The sequence below is a fragment of the Streptomyces durbertensis genome, from assembly GCF_014156695.1.
GTDB classification, from domain to species: domain Bacteria; phylum Actinomycetota; class Actinomycetes; order Streptomycetales; family Streptomycetaceae; genus Streptomyces; species Streptomyces durbertensis.
Genome location: NZ_WMLF01000411.1, coordinates 1 through 4,934 on the forward strand (window position 1 = coordinate 1; position 4,934 = coordinate 4,934).

Annotated in this window: 4 protein-coding genes; all 4 read left to right on the forward strand. The window is 71.1% G+C overall.

From position 1 onward, the window contains the following. Positions 1-321 precede the first annotated feature (321 nt). The 4 genes from kdpF to kdpC all read left to right on the forward strand — a co-directional run bounded on the left by kdpF (position 322) and on the right by kdpC (position 4,875). Positions 322-411, forward strand: a complete 90-nt coding sequence (kdpF, locus tag GL263_RS21540) for a K(+)-transporting ATPase subunit F (protein WP_182857394.1) — start codon at positions 322-324, stop codon at positions 409-411. 9 nt (positions 412-420) lie between these two features. Beyond that, positions 421-2,085: a potassium-transporting ATPase subunit KdpA gene (gene kdpA, locus GL263_RS21545; protein ID WP_182857395.1), complete on the forward strand. Its 1,665-nt coding sequence runs from the start codon at positions 421-423 to the stop codon at positions 2,083-2,085. Between the two features lie 64 nt (positions 2,086-2,149). Further along, complete coding sequence (kdpB, locus tag GL263_RS21550) at positions 2,150-4,270, forward strand: potassium-transporting ATPase subunit KdpB (RefSeq protein WP_182857396.1); 2,121 nt, start codon at positions 2,150-2,152, stop codon at positions 4,268-4,270. Continuing rightward, on the forward strand, positions 4,267-4,875 hold the full coding sequence (gene kdpC, locus GL263_RS21555) for a potassium-transporting ATPase subunit KdpC (protein ID WP_182857397.1): 609 nt from the start codon (positions 4,267-4,269) through the stop codon (positions 4,873-4,875). Before kdpB ends, kdpC begins: the two co-directional genes overlap by 4 nt. Positions 4,876-4,934 lie beyond the last annotated feature (59 nt).

Sequence of the window (4,934 nt, forward strand, 5' to 3'; positions counted from 1 at the left end):
ACCTGGCGGGGGCGCTCGCGCTTTCCGCCCCGCCGGAGCCCGCGCTAGGGCGGCGTCAAGGAGCCGCTAGGACCGCGTCAAAGCCGACAGCACAGGCATCAGAGAGGTGTCAAGACACGCGATCGGGTGATTCCGAGGGTGTCTCCTGTCTCCGTGCCCGCCCTTCGCGGGCCGTCCCTTCCGAAGTCCGTCGGAAGTCAACAAGACCTGCTCGTAGACAGGTACGTCCCAAGGAGTCGCGATGGCCGACCTGGCCTTCGTCGCCACCACCGCTGTGGTGTTCGCACTGTTGGCGCTCGTCGCCCGGGGGGTGGCGAAGCTGTGACGCTCGAAAACGTCGTCGGCCTGATCGTGGCCGTGCTGCTGGTGGGATACCTGATCCTCGCCGTGCTCTTCCCGGAGAGGTTCTAGGCACCGCAGATGAATCCCGTACTCGCGGACGTCGTCCAGGTCTCCGCGCTTGTCGTGGCGCTTGCCCTGGTACACCGTCCCTTCGGCGACTACATGGCCCGCGTCTACACCTCCGAGCGGCACCTGCGGGCCGAACGCTGGCTCTACCGGGCGATCGGCGCCGATCCGGACGCGGAACAGCGCTGGACCGCCTACCTGCGGTCGGTGCTCGCCTTCTCCGCCGTCAGCGTGCTCCTGCTCTACGTACTGATGCGCACGCAGGACAAGCTGCCGCTGTCGCTCGGCTTCGCGCCGATCAGTCCGGACCAGGCGTTCAACACCGCCGCCTCCTTCACCTCCAACACCAACTGGCAGTCCTACTCCGGCGAGTCGGCGATGAGCCTGCTGACCCAGACGGCCGGGCTCGCCGTGCAGAACTTCGTGTCGGCGGCCGTCGGCATCGCCGTCGCCGTCGCCCTGGTGCGCGGCTTCGCCCGCTCGCGCACCGGTGAGCTGGGCAACTTCTGGACCGACCTGGTCCGGGGTGTGGTCCGCATCCTGCTGCCGGTGTCGTTCGCCGCGGCCGTGCTGCTGGTGGCGGCCGGCGCGGTGCAGAACTTCTCCGGCCCGCAGGACGTCCACACGATCAGCGGAGCCGTTCAGCAACTCCCGGGCGGAGCCGTGGCGTCCCAGGAGGCCATCAAGGACCTCGGCACCAACGGCGGCGGCGTCTACAACGCCAACTCCGCGCACCCTTTCGAGAACCCGAACGCGCTCAGCAACCTGCTCGAGATCTTCCTGCTGCTGCTCATCCCCTTCTCGCTGCCGCGCACCTTCGGCCGCATGGTGGGCAACGTGCGGCAGGGCTACGCGATCGTCGCCGCGATGGCGGTCATCTGGATCGCCGGCGTCATCGCCGTCACCACCCTCGAGTTCACCCACCCCGGCGCCGCCTCGCAGGCCGCCGGAGGTGCGATGGAGGGCAAGGAGACCCGCTTCGGGGAAGGCGCCTCCTCGCTCTTCGCGGTCTCCACGACCATGACCTCCACCGGTTCCGTCAACTCCTTCCACTCCTCCTACCAGGGGCTGAGCGGCGGCGTGCTGCTGCTCGGCATGATGCTCGGCGAGATCGCGCCCGGCGGCGTCGGCTCCGGGCTGTACGGGATGCTGCTCATGGCGGTGGTGGCGGTGTTCGTCGCCGGACTCATGGTCGGCCGCACCCCCGAGTACCTGGGCAAGAAGATCGGTGCCCGCGAGATCAAGCTCGCCGCCTGCGCGATCCTGGTGACGCCGCTGCTGGTGCTCGGACTCACCGCGACCGCGATGGCCCTGCCGGGCCCGATCGCCTCGGCCGCCAACCCCGGCCCGCACGGATTCTCCGAGGTGCTGTACGCCTACACCTCGGGAGCGAACAACAACGGCAGCGCCTTCGCCGGACTCGACGCCGACACAACGTGGTTCAACACCACGATCGGGCTGGCCATGCTGTTCGGCCGGTTCCTGCCGATGGTCTTTGTCCTCGCGCTCGCCGGTTCGCTGGCCCGGCAGGCACCCGTACCGGAGACGGCGGGCACCCTGCGCACCCACCGCCCGCTCTTCACCGGGCTGCTGGTCGGCGTGGTGACGGTCGTCGCCGGTCTCACCTTCTTCCCGGCACTGGCCCTCGGCCCGCTCGCGGAAGGACTCTCCGGATGAGACGCCGTCCAGCCCCTGCCCAGCCAGCACCTTCGAGCCCTTCGATCACGAAAGCACCCGTCACATGAGCACCGTCCTCACCTCCCGGGCGGACCGGGAGGACTCCCCTCCGACACCGCCGTCCACCCCGGGCGGCCCCGGCGCCGCCGGGAGCGGCCGCCTCGACGCCAGGGTCATGCTCGCCTCCCTGCCCACGGCGCTGCGCAAGCTGGACCCGCGCCTCATGGTCAGGTCTCCCGTGATGTTCGTGGTGCAGGTCGGCTCCGTGCTGACGACGGTGCTCGCGGTCGCCGACCCGAGCTGGTTCGCCTGGGCCATCGCCGGCTGGCTGTGGCTGACCGTGGTGTTCGCCAACCTGGCGGAGGCGGTCGCCGAGGGCCGGGGCCGTGCGCAGGCCGAGTCGCTGCGCAGGACCCGGACCGACACGGTCGCCAGGCTGCTCGACGGCGGCACCGAACGCCGCGTCGTCGCGACCGAGTTGACCGTCGGGGACCTCGTGGTCTGCGAGGCCGGGGACGTGATTCCCGGGGACGGCGACGTCGTCGAGGGCGTCGCCAGCGTCGACGAGTCGGCGATCACCGGCGAGTCGGCGCCGGTGATCCGGGAGTCCGGCGGCGACCGCAGCGCGGTCACCGGCGGCACCAGGGTGCTGTCCGACCGCGTCACCGTGCGGATCACCGCCAAGCCGGGCGAGACGTTCATCGACCGCATGATCTCCCTGGTGGAAGGGGCCGACCGGCAGCGCACCCCGAACGAGATCGCGCTGAACATCCTGCTCGGCGCGCTCACCATCGTCTTCCTGCTCGCCGTGGTCAGCGTGCAGCCGTTCGCGATCCACGCAGGCGCCGAGCAGTCCACGATCGTGCTGGCCGCACTGCTGGTCTGCCTCATCCCGACCACCATCGGCGCGCTGCTCTCCGCGATCGGCATCGCCGGCATGGACCGGCTGGTCCAGCGGAACGTGCTGGCGATGTCCGGACGGGCTGTGGAAGCCGCCGGCGACGTCTCCACGCTGCTGCTGGACAAGACCGGCACGATCACCCTCGGCGACCGGCAGGCCGCGGAGTTCCTGCCCGTGCGCGGGGTCACGGCGGTCGAGTTGGCCGACGCGGCCCAGCTCGCCTCACTCGCCGACGAGACCCCCGAGGGCCGCTCCATCGTGGTGCTCGCCAAGGAACGGCACGGGCTGCGCGAGCGGCACCAAGGCGAGCTGGAACACGCGGAGTTCGTGCCCTTCACGGCCCAGACCCGGATGAGCGGCGTCGACGTCCGGGAGGACGACACGACCCGGCGCGTGCGCAAGGGCGCCGCCGCGGCCGTCGTCGACTGGGTGCGGGAGTGCGGCGGCGAGGTGCCCGAGGCCGCGACGCAGGCGGCCGACGTCATCTCGGCGGCAGGCGGCACCCCGCTGCTGGTGGCGGTGGAGGACCGGCGCGGCGCTCGGGTGTTGGGCGTCGTCCACCTCAAGGACGTGGTGAAGCCGGGCATCCGTGAGCGCTTCGCCGAGTTGCGCAGGATGGGCATCCGCACGGTGATGATCACCGGCGACAACCCGCTGACCGCGCGGGCCATCGCCGAGGAGGCCGGTGTCGACGACTACCTCGCCGAAGCCACCCCCGAGGACAAGATGGCGCTCATCAAGCGGGAGCAGGCCGGAGGCAAGCTGGTCGCGATGACCGGCGACGGCACCAACGACGCTCCCGCGCTCGCGCAGGCGGACGTCGGGGTGGCGATGAACACCGGCACCTCGGCCGCCAAGGAGGCCGGGAACATGGTCGACCTGGACTCCAATCCGACCAAGCTCATCGAGATCGTCGAGATCGGCAAGCAACTGCTGATCACCCGGGGCGCGTTGACGACGTTCTCGATCGCCAACGATGTCGCCAAGTACTTCGCGATCATCCCGGCGATGTTCACCGTGGCCTACCCGGGCCTGGACAGGCTGAACATCATGGGCCTGCACAGCCCGCAGACCGCCATCCTGGCAGCGGTGATCTTCAACGCGCTGATCATCGTCGCCCTGGTGCCGCTGGCGCTGCGCGGCGTGCGGCACCGGGCGCTGAGCGCCGACCGGCTGCTGCGCCGCAACCTCGCCGTGTACGGCCTCGGCGGCCTCGTCGCCCCGTTCGTCGGCATCAAGGCGATCGACCTGCTCCTCTCCCTCATCCCAGGAATCACCTCGTGAACGCTTCACTCCGCGCCCCGCTGCGCGTCCTCGGGGCGGCGCTGCGCGCGCTGCTCGTCCTCACCGTGGTGACCGGCGTGCTGTACCCGCTGGCGGTCACCGCCGTCGCCCAGACCGTGTTCCGGGACCGCGCGAACGGCCAACTCGTCGAACGCGACGGGAAGGTGGTCGGCTCGACGCTGATCGGCCAGACCTGGAACCTGCCGAACGGCTCGCCCGACCCCCGCTGGTTCCAGGGCCGTCCGTCGGCCTCGGACTACGACGGCATGGACAGCGGCGCGAGCAACCTCGCTGCCGACAACCGGGAGTTGGTCAGGGAGGTCGGCGAACGGCGCGCCGCCGTCGCCGGGTTCAACGGCGTACCGGAGAGCGAGGTGCCGGCCGACGCGGTGACCGCCAGCGCCTCCGGGCTCGACCCGCACGTCTCTCCCGAGTACGCGCGTCTCCAGGTGGCGCGGGTGGCGCGGGAACGTGGCCTGCCCCAGGCGGCCGTGCGCCGCCTGGTCGGCGAGCACACCGCGGGCCGCCCCGGCGGCTTCCTCGGCGAGCCGACGGTGAACGTCCTGCGACTCAACCTGGCACTGGACCGGCTCGGCGACCGCTGAGCCCCGGGGTGGCGGCCCCGACCGGCCTCCCCGCCTCACCGGGCGCCGCCACCCCGCAC

What these genes read in the sequence shown, in the direction of transcription:
- kdpA (WP_182857395.1), top strand. Translation starts at nt 421, where the DNA reads ATGAATCCCGTACTCGCGGACGTCGTCCAGGTCTCCGCGCTTGTCGTG.
- kdpB (WP_182857396.1), top strand. Translation starts at nt 2,150, where the DNA reads ATGAGCACCGTCCTCACCTCCCGGGCGGACCGGGAGGACTCCCCTCCG.